General features: G+C 66.6%; 12 protein-coding genes. 10 read left to right on the forward strand and 2 right to left on the reverse strand.

Features of this window, described 5'->3' with window-relative positions; genetic code table 11:
- Positions 1-125 precede the first annotated feature (125 nt).
- Both BTHE68_RS28670 and BTHE68_RS28675 read right to left on the reverse strand, forming a co-directional pair.
- Positions 126-2,177: a serine/threonine-protein kinase gene (locus tag BTHE68_RS28670; RefSeq protein WP_162069673.1), complete on the reverse strand. Its 2,052-nt coding sequence runs from the start codon at positions 2,175-2,177 to the stop codon at positions 126-128.
- A 52-nt stretch (positions 2,178-2,229) separates the two neighbouring features.
- Positions 2,230-2,985: a PP2C family protein-serine/threonine phosphatase gene (locus BTHE68_RS28675; RefSeq protein WP_162069674.1), complete on the reverse strand. Its 756-nt coding sequence runs from the start codon at positions 2,983-2,985 to the stop codon at positions 2,230-2,232.
- A 272-nt stretch (positions 2,986-3,257) separates the two neighbouring features.
- On the opposite strand from BTHE68_RS28675, the gene tssA reads away from it, so the two are divergent.
- The 10 genes from tssA (at position 3,258) to BTHE68_RS28725 (ending at position 15,631) form a co-directional block, all read left to right on the forward strand.
- Entirely contained in the window at positions 3,258-4,295 is a 1,038-nt protein-coding gene (gene tssA / locus BTHE68_RS28680) for a type VI secretion system protein TssA (RefSeq protein ID WP_162069675.1), read from the forward strand.
- 53 nt (positions 4,296-4,348) lie between these two features.
- Positions 4,349-4,888: a type VI secretion system contractile sheath small subunit gene (gene tssB, locus BTHE68_RS28685; RefSeq protein ID WP_162069676.1), complete on the forward strand. Its 540-nt coding sequence runs from the start codon at positions 4,349-4,351 to the stop codon at positions 4,886-4,888.
- Positions 4,889-4,975: 87 nt separating this feature from the next.
- Positions 4,976-6,427, forward strand: coding sequence for a type VI secretion system contractile sheath large subunit (tssC, locus tag BTHE68_RS28690; protein WP_232078158.1), 1,452 nt, complete (start codon positions 4,976-4,978; stop codon positions 6,425-6,427).
- A gap of 45 nt (positions 6,428-6,472) precedes the next feature.
- Positions 6,473-6,958, forward strand: coding sequence for an Hcp family type VI secretion system effector (locus BTHE68_RS28695; protein WP_162069678.1), 486 nt, complete (start codon positions 6,473-6,475; stop codon positions 6,956-6,958).
- Between the two features lie 82 nt (positions 6,959-7,040).
- Positions 7,041-7,556 (forward strand): type VI secretion system baseplate subunit TssE, encoded by a 516-nt coding sequence (gene tssE / locus BTHE68_RS28700; protein WP_162069679.1) that lies wholly within the window; start codon positions 7,041-7,043, stop codon positions 7,554-7,556.
- Entirely contained in the window at positions 7,553-9,454 is a 1,902-nt protein-coding gene (gene tssF / locus BTHE68_RS28705) for a type VI secretion system baseplate subunit TssF (RefSeq protein WP_162069680.1), read from the forward strand. The genes tssE and tssF overlap by 4 nt, the downstream gene beginning before the upstream one ends.
- Positions 9,439-10,509 (forward strand): type VI secretion system baseplate subunit TssG, encoded by a 1,071-nt coding sequence (gene tssG / locus BTHE68_RS28710; protein ID WP_162069681.1) that lies wholly within the window; start codon positions 9,439-9,441, stop codon positions 10,507-10,509. Before tssF ends, tssG begins: the two co-directional genes overlap by 16 nt.
- 31 nt (positions 10,510-10,540) lie before the next feature.
- On the forward strand, positions 10,541-13,201 hold the full coding sequence (gene tssH / locus BTHE68_RS28715) for a type VI secretion system ATPase TssH (protein WP_162069682.1): 2,661 nt from the start codon (positions 10,541-10,543) through the stop codon (positions 13,199-13,201).
- A 47-nt stretch (positions 13,202-13,248) separates the two neighbouring features.
- Positions 13,249-13,638 (forward strand): DUF4280 domain-containing protein, encoded by a 390-nt coding sequence (locus tag BTHE68_RS28720; RefSeq protein ID WP_162069683.1) that lies wholly within the window; start codon positions 13,249-13,251, stop codon positions 13,636-13,638.
- A gap of 7 nt (positions 13,639-13,645) precedes the next feature.
- Positions 13,646-15,631, forward strand: a complete 1,986-nt coding sequence (locus BTHE68_RS28725) for a type VI secretion system Vgr family protein (protein ID WP_162069684.1) — start codon at positions 13,646-13,648, stop codon at positions 15,629-15,631.
- Positions 15,632-15,651: the final 20 nt, after the last annotated feature.

The raw sequence follows: 15,651 nt of genomic DNA on the forward strand, positions 1-15,651 counted from the left end.
GGAGAAAGATAGCGGCCGGTGCAAAAAGCGCCGGCCTGAGTGTTTTCAACTGCGTGCTTTCAACGCTGTGTGTTCAACACTATGGTTTGACATAACGCGAAGGGCTCGCCATCGCCATCAAACCACTATCGACCGGTAACCTCTATGCCGAACGTCGCCGCCCCGAATGCGCCTGCGCACGTGCGCGCGCCCGACGTACAACGCGCCTGCCCGGCAAAGGGCGAATAATCCGGTGTCCGAAGCGCGGCCGCGCGCCGTTGCGCGTCTTTGGAAAAAGCGGAGAACACGTCGCCCTGACGCAGGCCGGCGCGCGAAAAGCTGCGCGGCCCGAGCGAGACGAGCGCGAGAAAGCGCACGCGTCCGGGCGTGTCGTCGGCTTCCATCTGCCAGTCCTGATGCGGCAGGCGCAGCGTTTCACCGGCGGCAACCCGGTTGTCCGGATGATGCCGGTTCGGAAAGAGCAGTTGATACCCACCGGACGGATCGACGCTGAAAATATACAGATAGCCCGCCTGCGCGCTCCGCACCTCGAACTGCAGATCCTGTCCGCTCTTGACCGGCGATTGCAGCGGCGCGGCGGTGACAGAGATCGACGGATCGGCCAGCGTCACGATGCGCGCAAGCTCATCGGCGGCGGAGTAGCGGGAGAGCACGGGCGACGCGCTCGATCCTCCGGACGCGAACGGCCCGGGCGGCGGCGAGGCGGGCTCAGCGGTCGCTTGCCGCGTTGGCTGGGCGGGTTGCAACGGTTGCGAAGATTGCACCGGCCACGCAGCCGTCCCCGAAGCACCAACGCCCGCCGCGCCCGCCGTTCGGCTCGCGTTCGCAGCGGCAAGCGCGCCAGAAGCACGATCAGGCCCGGCAGCACTCGCGCCGTAACCCGAAGGCGCGACGCTTCCGTCGTTTTCGATACGCCCTGCGCCTTCAGCACTCGCCATACTCGCCATACTCGCCACATCCGCACCCGCCTGCCGCGCAGATTCGCTCCCGACCCCCACCGTCTGATCCGCCTTCTTCACAGGCGACCACGCATGCCACGCCAGCGCGCCGGCGAGCGTCGCGACCGCCACCGCGATCGATGCCATCACGGCGACGCGCGGCCGCATGGTCCCCGCAAAGCCCGGTCCCCGCGCGAAGAGACCCGCGCGCGCGGATTCGTCCCACCGGCACGCAGCCTCGAAAGCCGGCACGCCCGCGCGCAGATCGACCGTCTGTCCGTGCGCGCGCTGCGCATCGAGACTCAAGCCCAGCTCCGCCGCGAACGCTTCGACGCTCTGCGGCCGGTCGCCCGGACGCACGGCGAGCGCATGATCGATCGCGCGTAAAAAGCGTTCCGAATAACGCCCGGCCGATGTCCGCGCGAGCGGCACGTGATCATCGCGCATCATCCGGCCGACCGGGTTCGGCGGCGTCGTGCCGCGAATCGCCCAGTGCACTACGGCCGCGAGCGCGTACAAATCCGTCCACGGACCCTGCTGCATGCTCGTGACCGTATCGAACTGCTCGACGGGCGCGAACCCCGGCTTGTAGATGACGGTGGGCGTCTGCCCCATGTCGTTGATCAAGCGCCGCGCCGCGCCGAAGTCGAGCAGCACCGGCCGGCCGCTGTCGGCCAGCAACACAATGTTGTCCGGCGCAATATCGCGATGACAGCAGCCCGCGTCGTGCAGCACGCCGAGCGCCTCCAGCACCGGTCCGAGCAACGAAAGCAGCCACGCCTGCGACGGCGGCTCGGGCAATTCACGCAGCGTGTCGCGCAGCGTGAGGCCTTCGTAGAACGGCATCGCCATGTAGGCTGTGCCGTTCGCTTCCCAGTACGTAAAGACGTTGACGAGCGACGGATGGTTGAACTTGGCAAGGAGCCGCGCTTCCTTGATGAAGCACTCGAGCCCGGCGGCCAGGGTGTCTTCGAGGCGCGTGGAGCGCACCGTCATGTGACCCGCGCTCGCGCGCGCCGCGAGCGTGCCAGGAAAGTACTCCTTCACCGCGACGATGCGTTCGAGCCGCGCATCCCACGCGCGATAAACAATGCCAAAGCCGCCTTCGCCGATCAGATCGAGAATGGTGAAGCCGCCGAGCTGCGTGCCGGGCGGCAGTGCGTTGCCGCTCACGCCGTCGGCATGCACCCGCGGCGCGCGCCCGACGATGATCGTCTTATCCTCGTCCGCGCTCGTCATGACCCGCCGCGCCCTGGCGTGCCCGCGCTCGCGTGCGCATCGGCCGGCGCGCTCATGTCGCGGCTCCGATCCACACGGCGAGCGCCGAATAGTTGTCGTGACGCGCCGGCGCGCTCGCGCGCACTCGCTCCGACATGCGCGCGATCCACTGCGCCGGCGAGACCGAGTCGCGGAGCGCTTCGAGCATGAACGCGTCGTCCACGTAGGTCCACAGGCCGTCCGTGCAGAGCAGCACGGCGTCGCGCGGACGCACGCCACGCGTTCCGTCCACACAGTCGATACGCGCTCCGTCGCGAGTGCCAAGCGATGCCACCAGCACGTTGCGATGCGGCGCCTGGCGCGCGTCGTCGAAGGGCAGCAGGCTCGCGTCCATCAGTTCCTGCGCGAGACTGTGGTCGCGCGTGCGCGCATCGATGCCCCCGCCCCGAAACCAGTAGAGCCGCGTGTCGCCGCTGTGCGCCCACGCCGCCGTCTGCCGCTCGCGGTCAATGGCGAGCACGAGGCCGGTCGAGCACATGTCGGCAAGCTCGCCGCCGCGAGCCTGCTCCTCCACGATATTTGCGTGCGCATGCAGCAGCGCGCGCCTCAGGCGCTCGCCATCGGGCGGCAGTTCCGTCACGGTGAGAAAGCGCAGATCCGCGAGCGTCGTGTCGATCACGATCCGCGCCGCGACATCGCCCGCGCCGTGGCCGCCCGCGCCATCGGCGAGCACGCAGTAATACAGGCGCTCGCCGCTCCATTCGCCGAGCGCGTCTTCATTGCGCGCACGGCCGCCCTGCTCGTTGAGACTGGCACTTTCGAGTTGCACGCTGTTCTCCTTCAAGCCCGCGATGGTTGTTCGCGCTTAGTTCATCTTGTTTATCTCGTCCGGTGCCCGCGCGCGTCCCTGCGCGCGGGCGCCATCCATAAGACGGGCGAAGCCCGCCATGGCTGAAACGCGTGCCAAGCAAAATCCGCCGTGCTTTTAAAAAGCAGACGCGAATTTCGTTCTGTCGTCGAAGCAGGGCGCATCGCCACACGCGGACGGCGCCCACCGCACTCCATTCGTATCTGACGAACTTCGTACCCGACGAACCCGCCATGGCCACGCTCGACATTGCTGCCTTTACCGCCGACATTTCGCCCGACGCGCCATGCGGCGAAGACGTCGAATACGAGCCCGCGCTGCGCGCGCTGGAAGCGGCCGTCAACGGCAAACCTGAGGCGGAATACGGCAAGACGCTGGTGGCGTCCACGCCACCGGACTGGCGCGCCGCGCTCGAACTCGCGAGCGAACTGCTCGCGCGCAGCCGCGATCTGCGCGTGGCCGTGTATCTGACGCGCGCGCTGCTGGCGCGGCATCGCGTCGAAGGACTGGCGGACGGACTCGGGATCGTCGCGGCGCTAATCGAGCGGAACTGGAGCGCGCTGTATCCGCGTCTCGACCCCGACGATGGCAATGATCCCACCGTGCGCGTAAGCGCACTCGCAATGCTGGCCGATGCGCCCGGACTGTTGAAGGACCTGCGCGATGCGCCGCTCGCTGAATCGCGCCGCTTCGGGCGCTTTTGCCTGCGCGACGTGCAGCACGCGGCCGGGATCGTGCCGCTGCCCGCCGACACACAGGCGCCCTCGGTCGCATCGATGGCAGCGACGCTTGCCGACAGCGCCGAGGCATCGGTCGCCACGCTCGCGGCGCTCGAATCGGCCAGTGCGAGCGCGGCGCGCATCGAGACGGCGCTGACAGCCCACGTGGGCGCGGCGTACTCGGTCGATCTGTCGGCGCTGCGCACGCTGCTCGGGCAGGCCGCTGCGTTCATCCGCGAGCAACTGCCCGATGCCAGCGACGCCGCCTCCGAAGCCGTCGACGCCGATGCCGATACCGACCCAGACGCGCCCGGTGCACGCGCATCGCGCAAGCGCGGGGTGACCGGCGACGTGGAAAGCCGCAAGGACGTGGTGGCGGCCATCGAGCGCATCTGCGCCTATTACCGCGCACACGAGCCGTCGAGCCCGGTGCCGCTGCTCATGCAGCGCGCGCGGCGGCTGGTGGACAAAAACTTCATCGAAATCCTGCTGGACCTCGCGCCGGAAGGCGTTGGCCAGGCCCGGCTGGTGAGTGGGGAAGTGGAGGAGTGAAGCAGCCCGCTGCATATTTCGTCATGCAGAAACTTTTGTTAAGGGGAGTCACCGTGAACAAACCCAGCAGCCAGAAGTTCTTCAGAAAGAATCGCGCACCGCGCGTGCAGATCGAGTACGACGTCGAGACCAACGGTTCGGAGAAGAAGGTCAACCTGCCCTTCGTCATGGGCGTGATGACCGACCTGAGCGGTCAGGCAACCGCGCCGCTGCCGCCCGTCGCCGACCGCAAGTTTCTCGAAATCGACAACGGCAATTTCGACGAGCGTCTGAAGTCGATGAAGCCGCGCGCCGCCGCGCAGGTGCCGAACCGGCTGACCGGCCAGGGCAATCTGCCGATCGACATCACCTTCGAGAGCCTGGACGACTTTCTGCCCGATGCCGTCGCGCGCAAGGTCGAACCGCTCGCGAAGCTGCTGGAAGCGCGCGGGCAGCTTAAGAACCTGCTCACGTATATGGACGGCAAGGTGGGCGCGGAGGAACTGATCGCGCGTCTTCTGAAAGACCCCGCGCTGCTGCAGGCGCTCGCCAGCGCGCCCAAGCCGCAGGACGGCGCGCAGGACGGCGCCAGGCCCCAGGCAGACGGCGCGTAAGCGCATACGGCAGAACCAGGAGAAATCAACATGGCAGAGCACATCGCAGAGCAGGTCGCGGAGCAGGCGGACGCGTCCGTGGGCAGCATGCTCGCGGCAAACGACTTCGAAGCACTCCTGCAAAAGGAATTCAGACCACGCGGCGACAAGGCGAAGGAAGCCGTCGAAACCGCAGTGCGCACGCTCGCCGAGCAGGCGCTGCGCGACAGCAACGTGATCTCGGGCGACGTGCTCGGCACGGTCGAGAAACTCATCGCGGGCATCGACAGGATGCTTACGGATCAGGTCAACGAGATCATCCACTCGGAGCAGTTCCAGGCGGTGGAGAGCGCATGGCGCGGCCTGCACTATCTCGTCAACAACACCGAGTCCGACGAGTTGCTCAAAATCCGCGTGATGAACATCTCGAAGGCGGAGCTGCACAAGTCGCTGCGCAAGTACAAGGGCGCCATCTGGGACCAGAGCCCGATTTTCAAGAAGCTCTACGAAGAGGAATACGGTCAGTTCGGCGGCGAGCCTTACGGCGCACTGATGGCCGATTACTACTTCGACAACAGCGGTCCCGATGTCGATCTGCTCACGCAGATCAGCAAGATCGCGGCGGCCGCGCATTCGCCTTTCATCGCGAGCGCGGACCCGGCCGTCATGCTGATGGAATCGTGGCAAGAGCTGTCCAACCCAGCGGACCTGACCAACATCTTCCAGACGCCGGAGCATGCAGCGTGGCGTTCGTTGCGCGAGTCGGACGACGCCCGCTATGTCGGTCTCGCGATGCCGCGCTTTCTCGCGCGTGCGCCCTACGGCGTAAAGTCCAATCCCGTGGAAGGCTTCGATTTCGAGGAAGACACGGCCGGAGCCGACAGCAGCAAGTACACCTGGGCCAACGCCGCCTATGCCATGGCGGTGAACATCAACCGTTCGTTCAAGGAGTTCGGCTGGTTGTCGCGGATTCGCGGCATCGAGTCGGGCGGCGCCGTGCCGGACTTGCCGGTGCATGCGTTTCCCACGGATGACGGCGGCATCGACATGAAATGCCCGACGGAAATCGCCATCAGCGACCGGCGCGAGGCCGAGCTTGCGAAAAACGGCTTTATGCCGCTTGTGCACAAGAAGAACTCGGACCTCGCGGCGTTCATCGGCGCGCAGTCGCTGCACAAGCCCGCCGTCTACGAAGACCCCGAAGCCACCGCCAACGCGAATCTTGCCGCGCGTCTGCCGTATCTGTTCGCGTGCAGCCGCTTCGCGCACTACCTGAAGTGCATCGTGCGCGACAAGATCGGCTCGTTCAAGAGCAAGGAGGCCATGGAACGCTGGCTCCACAACTGGATTCTCCAGTACGTGGACGGCGACCCGCTGCACTCGCCCGAGGAAGTGAAGGCGCGCCAGCCGCTCGCCGCGGCGAAGGTGGTGGTGGAGGAGATCGAGGGCAATCCCGGCTATTACGCGTCGAAGTTTTATCTGCGCCCGCACTATCAGCTCGAAGGACTCACGGTGTCGCTTCGGCTGGTGTCAAAGCTTCCGTCAGGCAATGCGGCCTGACGGCGGTCCCAGTGAAGCAAATGTAGTCATCTATCGGAGAAAGTCATGGCAATGGACATGTTCATGAAGCTCGGAACCATTTCGGGCGAAGCACAGGACACGAAGCACAAAGGCGAGATCGACATCCTCGCGTGGAACTGGGGCCTGCATCAGACCGGAACCATGCATATGGCCACGGGCGGCGGCACCGGAAAGGTTACTGTGCAGGATCTGTCGTTCACGAAGTACTCGGACAAGGCGAGCCCGACCATCATGCAGTTCTGTACCAAGGGCGAGCATATGGACAAGGCCACCCTGACGGTGCGCAAGGCCGGCGGCGATGCGCTGGAGTACTACACGATCACGCTCGAAGACGTGATCATCAGCTCGTTTTCCACGGGCGGGTCGGGCGGCGAAGAACGCTTCACCGAAAACGTCACGCTGAACTTCGCGAAGTTCCAGGTGATGTACCAACCGCAAAACGCGAAGGGCGCGAAGGAAGGCGGCCCGGTCAAGGCCACCTGGAACATTCCGGCCAACGCGGAAAGCTGATAAGCCTGCGCATGCGCGGGCGTGCCGTGGTCGAGGCGCGTTCGCGCGAGCGCAGCGGATCATGTTCGATGGAACTCGCGCCATGAATGACGTCGCCAGAAAGGACCGGCTGCTGCCGTCGCTGCTCGATCGGCTGACCGACCTCGAGCCCGGCGCGAAGCACGAGCCGCGCGAACGCCGCCTGTTGTCGATGCGCGCATTGCGCGTTTCGGTGCAGCGCGATCTCGGCTGGCTTTTCAACGCGAGCGCGCTGTGCTCGGCGCAGGATGCGTCGCGCTATCCGCTCGTCATGGATTCGGTACTGAATTTCGGCTTTCCGGATATTGCAGGCAAGACCGCCGACGGTATCGACACGGCCGCGCTCGAAGAGTCGATCCGCCGGCTCGTGCAGGCGTTCGAGCCGCGCATCGTCGCCGAAACGCTGCGTGTCACCGGGCTCGGACGCGCGCAGCCCGCGCAGCACAACACGCTTTCGTTCCTGCTGGAGGGCGATCTGTGGGGCGAGCCGTTTCCCGAGCGGCTGTATCTGCGCACGGAGCTGGATCTCGAATCCGGCGATGTGCGTGTTTCCGAAGACCTTGCCCGCTACAAGTCATGACACCCGAACTGCTCAGACACTACAGCCAGGAACTCCAGCACGTGCGCGAAATGGGCGCGGAGTTCGCGCGCGATTTTCCGAAGGTCGCGGCGCGGCTCGGACTGGATGGTCTGGAGTGCGCGGACCCGTATGTCGAACGGCTGCTCGAAGGCTTCAGCTTTCTCGCCGCGCGCGTGCAGGTGAAGCTCGATGCCGAGTTTCCGCAGTTCACGCAGCATCTCGCGGAGCTGGTCTATCCGCACTATCTGGCACCCACGCCGTCCATGGCGGTGGTTCAGATTCAGCCCGATCTCGCCAATCCGGCGCTCGCGCCGGGCGTGACTATCCCGCGCGGGGCCCCGCTTTACGCCGTGCTCGACAAGGCCGCCTCCACGCGTTGTGAATATCGCACCGCGCATGCGCTCACGCTCGCGCCTGTCGAGATTGTGGAAGCGCGCTTTTTCACGCTGAGCGGCGCGCGCGTGGCAACCGCGGGCGCGCCGCCGGGACTTGCCCGCGCGCGCGAAGTGACCGGCGGACTGCGGCTCAAGCTGCGCGCCACCGCCGGGCTCACGTTCGCGCAGATCGCGCTCGACCGGCTCGTGGTGTACTTGCGCGGCGCGGACGATCTACCCGAGCGTATCCATGAGCGTTTGTTCGGCAGTGTCGCAGGCGTGGCGATCGAACGTCCCGGCGAGCCGGGATCGCGCGTGGTGCTGCCCGCGTCGGCGCTCGCCACCGTGGGTTTCGAGGAAGACGAGGCATTGCTGCCGGTGAGCGCGCAGTCGTTTCCGGGTTACCGGCTGCTGCAGGAATACTTCGCGTTGCCGCAGCGCTTCCTGTTTTTCGCGATCGAAGGACTCAGGTCCGCCTTGCGGCATGCGGCGAAGGAACTCGACATCGTTGTGCTGCTGTGTGGCGCGGACGATACGCTTGAACGCGTCGTCGATGCGTCCCACTTCGCGCTGCACTGCACGCCAGTCGTCAATCTTTTTGAGCGGCGTGCCGACCGCATCGCGGTGTCGGGCGAGCAGTTCGAATATCACGTACTGCCCGACCGTGCGCGTCCGCTGGATTTCGAGGTGCATCAGGTGCTGAGTGTGACCGGCTACCGTTCGGACGCGCAGGCCGAACAGCACTTCGAGCCGTTCTATCGCGCCCGCGATCTCGGTGACGCAAAAGGGCGCGAGCAAGGGCAGGCAGGCGGCGCGTGGTATCAGGTGCGCCGCGAAAAGCGCCTGCCGTCGGCGCGGCAGCGCGAGCGGGGTGCGCGCAGCAGCTATCTCGGCAGCGAAACCTTCATCGCGCTCGTCGATACACGCAACGCACCGTATCACGCCGATTTGCGCCAGCTGGGCTTCACGGTTCGTTGCACCAACCGCGATCTGCCGATGATGCTCGCCAATGGCCGCGGCTCGACCGATTTCACGCTCGACGCCGAAGCGCCTGTCGAGCGGGTTCGCTGCCTCGAAGGGCCAAGCGAGCCGCAGCCGTCGCTCGCGGACGGCGCGGTGGCATGGCGGCTGCTCGGGCATCTGGCGCTCAACTATGCATCGCTCGTTGATCCGGATGCGCCGGACAGCGCGCGCGCGCTGCGCGACCTGCTCACACTCTATTGCCCGGCGCAACACGCGGCGGCGCGACGGCAGATCGACGCGTTGCGCGCCGTGCAATCGCGCGCGGTCACGCGGCGGCTGCCCGACGCGGGTGCGATCGCGTTCGGGCGCGGCCTCGAAGTCTCGCTGCTGTTCGACGAAAGCGGCGGCGCATCCGGCGCATTCCTGCTCGGCGCGGTGCTCGCGCGCTTTTTCAGGCAGTACGTGACGCTCAATTCGTTCGCCGAGACCGTCGTGAAGACGGCGGCTCGCGGCGAACTCATGCGGTGGCCCGCGAGGAGAGGCGCATGCCCGACACTCTAGAGGCCAGCCAGACGCTCGCCGCCGCCGCGCCGCGCTACGACTTCTTTCAGGCCGTGCGTTTGCTCGAATGCGCACATGCGTCCTGTCCACGGGTGGGCGAATCGCCGCGCCCGCGCGACGACTTCGTGCGCTTTTCCCAAGAGCCCGAACTCTGTTTCGCGCCGACCACGCTCGCCGGCTTCCGGCCGATTTCCAAACTCCCTGGCGGCGGCCGACTGGTGGTCAATTTCATGGGACTGCTCGGGCCGAACGGGCCGCTGCCGATCCATCTCACCGAATATGCGCGCGAGCGGGCACGTTACGCGGGCGACGCCACCTTCGCGCGTTTTCTCGATGTGTTTCATCATCGCATGGTGGCGCTGTTTTATCGCGCGTGGGCACAGGCGCAGCCCGCCGTGTCGTTGGATCGCGCGGGCGGCGACCGCTTTTCCGTGTATGTCGGCAGCACCTTCGGGCTCGTGCCGCGCGGGAAAACGCTTGAGCATGATCGTGACGTTGACAGTGAGACTGATCGCAGACACGAAGCCGCCGTGCCCGATTTCGCGCGGCTGCACTTCGCCGGCCTGCTCGCGCTGCCGACGCGTCCCGCCGTCGGCCTGCAGCAGGTGCTCGCGCGCTTCTTCGGCTTGCCGGTGCGCATCGAGGAGGGCGTCGGGCACTGGATGACCTTGCCCGACGAAGCGCACACGCATCTCGGCGCGCCCGACGGCGCGAGCGTACTCGGCTCCTCGACCATGCTCGGCGCGCGCGTGTGGGACCGGCAAAACAAGTTTCGAATCGTTATCGGGCCGGTCTGCCTGACCGATTATCTGCGCTTTCTGCCGTGCGGCGCGAGCCTTGCGCGGCTGATCGAATGGGTGCGCGGCTACCTGCGCGACCCGCTCGACTGGGACGTGCGGCTCGTGCTCAGGCGCGCGGAAGTGCCGCGCCTCGCGCTCGGGCAGCAGGCGAGGCTCGGTCACACGACATGGATCGCCGGCGGCCCGGCCCGCCGCGATGCGGACGATCTGGTATTCGCGCCCGCACCCGTCATCGCAAGGCAATGCAAACCTTAAGCATAGGATGGCTAACCAAGGAGGCAAGCTCATGGCCGAGATCAGCCGTGCCGCATTGTTCGGCAAGCTCAACCCGCTCAGCTATCGCGCGATGGAAAGCGCGTCGCTCTTTTGCAAGCTGCGCGGCAATCCGTATATCGAAATCGTGCACTGGATGCACCAGATCCTGAAACTGCAGGACTCGGATCTGCATCGTATCGTCGCGCACTTCGACATTGAACCGGCCGCCCTCGCGCGCGACCTCACCGACGCGCTTGATGCGCTGCCGCGCGGCGGGTCCTCGGTCATCGACATCGCGCCGCAAATGGAAGAGGCGGTCGAGCGCGCCTGGGTCTACGGGTCGCTCTTGTTCGGCGAGGCGCGCGTGCGCAGCGGCCATCTGATCGTCGGCGCGCTGAAGACGCCTTCGCTACGCAATAGCCTGCGCGGCGTTTCGCGACAGTTTGAACGCGTGCGACCCGACGAACTCGTGGAGCGCTTCGCCACGCTGCTTGCCGCATCGCCGGAAACGGCTGCGAGCGCGATCCATGCCGCGTCGCCGTCCTCGGGTCACGACGCCGACGCCATGCCACCCGCCGCGCTCGGCCAGAACGAGGCGCTGCGGCGCTTTACCGTGGATCTCACCGAGCAGGCGCGCGACGGCAAGCTCGATCCTATCGTCGGACGCGACGAGGAGATTCGTCAGGTCATCGACATCCTGATGCGCCGCCGCCAGAACAATCCGTTGCTCGCGGGCGAGGCGGGCGTCGGCAAGACGGCGGTGGTGGAAGGACTCGCGCAGCGCATCGTGGCGGGCGACGTGCCGCCCGCGCTCGCGAACGTCACGCTGCGCACGCTCGATGTCGGACTATTGCAGGCCGGCGCGGGCGTGAAAGGCGAATTCGAGAGCCGGTTGCGGCAGGTGATCGAGGAAGTGCAGGGCTCGGAGAAGCCGATAGTGCTCTTCATCGATGAGGCGCATACGCTGGTCGGCGCGGGCGGGCCGGCCGGCACCGGCGACGCCGCCAACCTGCTCAAGCCCGCGCTCGCGCGCGGCACGCTGCGCACCGTGGCAGCGACCACCTGGGCCGAATACAAGAAGCACATCGAGAGAGATCCCGCCCTCATGCGGCGCTTTCAGGTCGTGCAGGTGCGCGAACCGGACGAGGCGCGCGCCGTCGCGATGATGCGCGGCGTGGCCGCGACGCTGGAGCAGCATCATGGCGTGCAGGTGCTCGACGAGGCGATCGAGGCTGCCGTACGGCTGTCGCATCGCTACATTCCGGCGCGCCAGTTGCCGGACAAGTCCGTGAGTCTGCTCGACACCGCCTGCGCGCGCGTCGCGGTCAGCCAGCACGCCACGCCCGCGCGGGTCGATGACGCCCGCAAGCGGATCGCCGCGCACGAAACGGAGCTGGCGATCATCGCGCGCGAGATGGCGCAGGGTATCGATGCAACTGCGCGCGAGGCCCGCTCACGCGCATGCGTCGATGAAGAGCGCGCCCGGCTCGCGCAACTCGAAGCGCGCTGGGCGAGCGAGAAATCGCTGGTGGAATCGATCCTCGCGCTGCGCGCGCGTCTGTGCGACGAACCGGATACCGGCGACGCCGCGCGCGCCGAACTGCGTGACGAACTGCGTGACGAACTGCGCGCGCGGCTTACGCAACTGGACGAGGCGCAAGGCGAAGACCCGCTGATCCTGCCCGGCGTGGACCGTCAGGCGGTGGCCGCGGTCGTGCAGGACTGGACCGGCATTCCCGTGGGGCGCATGGTGCGCGATGAAATCGCCAGCGTGCTGCAGCTCGCGGACACGCTCGGCGCACGCATCATCGGTCAGGATCACGCGATGCAGACCATCGCGCGGCGCATCCAAACCGCGCGCGCGGGCCTCGACAATCCGGGCAAGCCGGTCGGCGTGTTCATGCTCACGGGCACCTCGGGCGTCGGCAAGACGGAAACCGCGCTCGCGCTCGCCGAAGCGCTCTATGGCGGCGAGCAGAACGTCATCACCATCAACATGAGCGAGTATCAGGAGGCGCACACCGTCTCGTCGCTCAAGGGCGCGCCGCCGGGCTATGTCGGCTACGGCGAGGGCGGCGTGCTGACCGAGGCGGTGCGGCGTCGTCCGTACAGCGTCGTGCTGCTCGACGAAGTGGAGAAGGCGCACCCCGACGTGCACGAGATTTTCTTCCAGGTGTTCGACAAGGGCTGGATGGAAGATGGCGAAGGCCGCGTGATCGACTTTCGAAACACGCTAATCCTGCTCACCACCAATGTCGGCAGCGAGGCGATCTCGCATCTGTGCAAAGACCCGCAGCACGTGCCCGATGCGGATGCCATGGCGCGCGCGCTGCGCGAACCGCTGCTCGACGTGTTCCCCGCCGCGCTGCTCGGGCGGCTCGTCGTGGTGCCGTATTTTCCGCTCTCCGACGCCATGCTCGGCGCGATCATCCGGCTGCAGCTCGGCCGTATCGAAAAGCGCGTGCGCGACGCCCACGGCGTGCCGGTGGTCTTCAGCGACGAAGTGGTGCAACTCATCACGAGCCGCTGCACCGAGCTGGAAAGTGGCGGACGCATGATCGACTCGATCGTCACCAACACGCTGTTGCCGCGCATCAGCGCCGAGTTCCTCACGCGCATGATCGACAAGCGCACGCTCACGCGTGTGGCGATCGGCGTTGAGGACGGCGAGTTCAGCTATGCGTTCGACTGAGCCCGTCATGATTTGCCGTTTCGCGTCAGCCAACCGGAGACATTACGATGCCCCAGCAAGTCACCATGGGCGCGACGCTGCAATGCTCGTTCGGGCTCGCGCCCTCCAGCCTCGTCGTGCTGCCCGTTCACCTCGTGATGGCCGAAGGGCCACCCGCGGCGAACATTGGCGACCATCAGCCGATGGTCAATATCCTGCCCTTCGGCATGTGCACGTCGCCAGCCAATCCGGTAGTGGCGTCGGCGACGGCCGCGGCGATGGGCGTCCTCACGCCGATGCCCTGCATCCCGGCGACCATGACGCCATGGGTGCCCGGCGCGCCGACCGTGCTGCTCGACAGCATGCCATCGCTCGACAACGTGTCGAAGTGCATGTGCAACTGGGGCGGCGTGGTGTCGGTGCTAGTTCCGGCGACCGTGCAGACCATGATTCCGTGAGCGCGCTATGACGACCATCGATGCACATCGCCATGTCGCAGTGCGCTGCGCGGGCAAGCCGGTCAGCCTCGCGAGCCTGTCCGGGCGCGAGGCGCTCGGCCGCCTGAGCGAATACCGGCTCGAACTCTTCAGCACACGCGCCGACATCGCCGCCGCCGACGTGCTCGGGCGCGATCTGTCCGTCGCCGTGGATCTGCCCGGCGGCGGCGAGCGGCAGATGAACGGCATCGTCACCGCGTGGCGGCTCGCCGACGCGGGCGATCGCACAAAAAACCGGCTCGCGCGTTATGAGGCGAGCGTGCATCCGCGTCTGTGGTTGCTCACGCGCGCATCGCACAGCCGCTTTTTTCATGCCGAAAGCGTGCCGCAGATTGTCACCAGGCTGTTGCAGGACTATCAGATCGATTTCGTCAACCGCTGCACGGCGTCGTATCCCGCGCTCGAACACTGTGCGCAATACCGCGAAAGCGATTTCGACTTCGTGAGCCGGCTGCTCGAACGCGAAGGCATCTTCTATTTCTTCGAGCACGCCGATGGCCGGCACACGCTCGTGCTGGCCGACTCCGCCGACGCACACGCGCCGCTCGCCCACTACGAGACGATTCCCTACGATCCGTGGCACGCATCGGGCGAAGAGAAACAGTGCATCTACGAATGGTCCTGCGGCGGCCAGTTGCAGACCGGCACTTACGAAGTCAACGACTACGACTTCGAAAAGCCCACGGCGAGCGCGCAGCAAGGGCTGGTGTCGCGCGCGACGCGCCACACCGCGCACGATCCGCCCGTCTACGCGCAGCAGGAGCATCTTGCGGGGCACGTGCAGCGGGGCGACGGCGAGCGCTTTGCGCGCATCGGCATAGAGATCGCTCAGGCGCGCAACGACAGCATCGAGGGACGATCGAGCGTGCGGGGCATCCTGCCGGGCGGTTTTTTCAGGCTACGCGGGCATCCGCGCGACGCGTTCAACCGCGAGTATCTCGTGACGGGCACGACCTACGAAATCCATTCCGACGAGAACATTTCAACGTCGGCGGCAGCGGCCGCGCGGCCGTTCTTCGATTGCGGGTTCACGGCGCTGCGCAAGGACTATTGCTTTCGCAGCGAGCGCAGTACGCCGCGCGCGGTCGTCGCGGGTCCGCAAACGGCGGTCGTGGTCGGCCCGGATGGCGAGGAAATCCTCACCGACAAATACGGCCGTGTGAAGGTCCAGTTCCACTGGGAGCAGTTCGACCCGCCCGCCGACGCCGCCGCGCGCACCCGTCGCTGCTGGGTGCGCGTGTCGCAGGGCTGGGCGGGCAAGCGTTGGGGCAGTTTTTTCCTGCCGCGCGTGGGCCAGGAGGTGCTGGTGGAGTGCATCGAGGGCGACCCGGACCGGCCGCTCGTCACGGGTTGTCTCTACAACGCCAACACCATGCCGCCGTTTACGCTGCCCGCGAACGCCGCCATTTCCACGCTGCGAAGCAATTCCACGCGCGGCGGCGACGGCTACAACGAACTGCGTTTCGACGATACGAAAGGCGCCGAGCAGGTCTTCTTCCACGCCGAAAACGACGAGGAAACGTGGATCAAGCACGACGCGCTCGCCAACATTGGCGGCGACCGGCACTTGAAGGTGAAGGGCGGCGAGTTCGTCGCGGTGACGGGCGCGCGCAACGACGCCGTGAGCGGCGACAGCAACGCGCAGGTGGACGGCACGGTGTCGCTGAAAGTCGGGCAGAAAATGCAGCAGAAGGTCGGCACCGATCACGCCATCGACGCGGGCATGAACGTGCATATCAAGGCGGGCATGAACGTGGTGATCGAGGCGGGCATGAGCATCACGCTCAAGGCGGGCGGCGCGTTCGTGGTGATCGGACCGGCGAGCGTCGCGGTGTCGGGCACGCCGATCCTGCTCAATTCCGGCGGCTCGGCGCAATCGGGCGATGGCGCGTCGCCCACCGCGCCTACTGCGCCCAAGGACGCCGACGACGGCACGAAGCGGCTGCGTTCCTGACGCCGCCCGCGCCGCCACTC

It is taken from the genome of Burkholderia sp. THE68 (genome assembly GCF_009938265.1).
GTDB lineage: Bacteria > Pseudomonadota > Gammaproteobacteria > Burkholderiales > Burkholderiaceae > Caballeronia.

Coding starts and splice junctions, on each gene's coding strand:
- BTHE68_RS28695 (WP_162069678.1), top strand. CDS start 6,473: ATGGCAATGGACATGTTCATGAAGCTCGGAACCATTTCGGGCGAAGCA.
- tssE (WP_162069679.1), top strand. CDS start 7,041: ATGAATGACGTCGCCAGAAAGGACCGGCTGCTGCCGTCGCTGCTCGAT.
- BTHE68_RS28670 (WP_162069673.1), bottom strand. CDS start 2,177: ATGACGAGCGCGGACGAGGATAAGACGATCATCGTCGGGCGCGCGCCG.
- tssC (WP_232078158.1), top strand. CDS start 4,976: ATGCTCGCGGCAAACGACTTCGAAGCACTCCTGCAAAAGGAATTCAGA.
- tssF (WP_162069680.1), top strand. CDS start 7,553: ATGACACCCGAACTGCTCAGACACTACAGCCAGGAACTCCAGCACGTG.
- tssA (WP_162069675.1), top strand. CDS start 3,258: ATGGCCACGCTCGACATTGCTGCCTTTACCGCCGACATTTCGCCCGAC.
- tssG (WP_162069681.1), top strand. CDS start 9,439: ATGCCCGACACTCTAGAGGCCAGCCAGACGCTCGCCGCCGCCGCGCCG.
- BTHE68_RS28720 (WP_162069683.1), top strand. CDS start 13,249: ATGCCCCAGCAAGTCACCATGGGCGCGACGCTGCAATGCTCGTTCGGG.
- tssH (WP_162069682.1), top strand. CDS start 10,541: ATGGCCGAGATCAGCCGTGCCGCATTGTTCGGCAAGCTCAACCCGCTC.
- BTHE68_RS28725 (WP_162069684.1), top strand. CDS start 13,646: ATGACGACCATCGATGCACATCGCCATGTCGCAGTGCGCTGCGCGGGC.